Here is a 2,008-nt window from a genome sequence, read left to right as displayed (position 1 = left end):
CTCGGCGGTGCCGCGATGGACGATCATGCTGAGCGCGTCGACCGGCTCGTTGTTGACCAGGATCGACATCTTGACGAGGTCGCCCTCGCGATAGCCGATCTGGTGATAGTCGAAGCTGGCATAGCCGCGGCTGATCGACTTCAGGCGATCGTAAAAGTCGAACACCACTTCGTTGAGCGGCAGTTCGTAGGTCACCTGGGCGCGGCCGCCGACATAGGTCAGGTTCTTCTGGATGCCGCGGCGATCCTGGCAGAGCTTGAGGATCGAGCCGAGATATTCGTCGGGGCAATAGATCGTCGCCTCGATCCACGGCTCGCTGATCAGCGCGATCTTGTTGGGATCGGGCATGTCGGCCGGGTTGTGCAGTTCGATATGGCCCTGCCCGTGCGTCAGCTCGATCTGATAGACCACGCTCGGCGCGGTGGTGATGAGGTCGAGATCATATTCGCGAGTCAGGCGCTCCTGGATGATCTCCAGGTGCAGCAGGCCGAGGAAACCGCAGCGGAAGCCGAAACCGAGCGCCGCCGATGTCTCCATTTCGAACGAGAAACTGGCGTCGTTGAGGCGCAGCTTGGAAATGCTCTCACGAAGCTTCTCGAAGTCGTTGGCATCGACCGGGAAAAGCCCGCAGAACACGACCGGCTGGACTTCCTTGAACCCCGCCAGCGGCTCGGCCGCCGGACGCTTGGTGTCGGTCAGCGTGTCGCCGACGCGCGCTTGCGCGACGTCCTTGATCTGCGCGGTGATGAAGCCGATCTCGCCCGGGCCTAGATCGGTCAATTGCTCGATCTTGGGCCGGAAGCAGCCGACGCGGTCGACCAGGTGCTGGGTGCCGGCCTGCATGAAGGTGACCTGCTGGCCCTTCTTGAGCACCCCGTCGATCACGCGGACCAGGATGACGACGCCGAGATAGGGGTCGTACCAGCTGTCGACCAGCATCGCCTTGAGCGGTGCATTGGGATCGCCCTTGGGATGCGGGATGCGCTGCACCACCGCCTCCAGCACTTCACCGATGCCGATCCCCGACTTGGCCGAAGTCAGGACCGCGTTCGACGCGTCGAGGCCGATCACTTCCTCGATCTCAAGCTTGACCTTGTCGGGCTCGGCGGCAGGCAGGTCGATCTTGTTGATGACGGGCACGATCTCATGGTCGTGCTCGATCGACTGATAGACGTTGGCGAGCGTCTGGGCCTCGACACCCTGCGCGGCGTCGACCACCAGTAGCGCGCCTTCGCAGGCCGCCAGGCTGCGCGACACCTCGTAGGCGAAATCGACATGCCCGGGCGTGTCCATCAGGTTGAGCGTATAGGTCTCGCCGTCCTGCGCCTTGTAGGACAAGCGCACGGTCTGCGCCTTGATGGTGATCCCGCGCTCGCGCTCGATCTCCATATTGTCGAGCACCTGCTCGGACATCTCGCGGTCGGACAGGCCGCCGGTCGCCTGGATCAGGCGGTCGGCGAGCGTCGACTTGCCATGGTCGATGTGCGCGATGATCGAGAAATTGCGGATTTTGTCGAGCGGCGTGGACACGATGATCTTTGCGTTGAAGAGGGAAGTCGCGCGCCGATAGCAGGCATGGCGCCAAACGCCAAAACCCCTGAAGGCGTCAGGCGCCCGCCATCGACTTCTCGGTGCCGAGGATGGCGCGGAGCGCGGTCAGATAGCGCTGCTCGCCCTCCCCGCCGACCATCGTCCAGCGCACGCCGCGGCGTTCGAGCACTTCCATCGACAATTCGTAGAAGCGCTTGCGCTTGTCCGGCGTGCCGAACATCCGCGTACCGTCCTCGACCCAGGGCAGGTCGATGTCGAACAACAGATAGAGGTCGGCGAAGCCGTTCCACGAATCGAACCAGGGATCGTGGCGGCCGTAGAGCATTTCCGCCCAGACCTCGGTCATCAGCGGATCGGTGTCGAGGATGACCGGGGTCCGCCCGCTGGCGATCGCCTGGCGCGTCTGGGCATCGTGCGCCTGAGCGATCGCGACGAGGTCGGCCATCGTCCAGCTCGT

General features: G+C 63.7%; 2 protein-coding genes. Both read right to left on the bottom strand.

Features of this window, described 5'->3' with window-relative positions; all coding sequences use genetic code 11:
* Window positions 1-1,530 (bottom strand): translation elongation factor 4 (lepA, locus tag ACTHJR_RS03545; protein ID WP_440521725.1); only part of this gene is annotated, 1,530 nt, incomplete at its 3' end.
* Between the two features lie 76 nt (window positions 1,531-1,606).
* A partial coding sequence (locus ACTHJR_RS03540; protein WP_440521724.1) for an AAA family ATPase occupies window positions 1,607-2,008 on the bottom strand: 402 nt, incomplete at its 5' end.

The organism is Sphingomonas sp. (assembly GCF_051962185.1).
GTDB lineage: Bacteria > Pseudomonadota > Alphaproteobacteria > Sphingomonadales > Sphingomonadaceae > Sphingomonas.
This window is presented reverse-complemented; position numbering and strand designations above follow the sequence as displayed.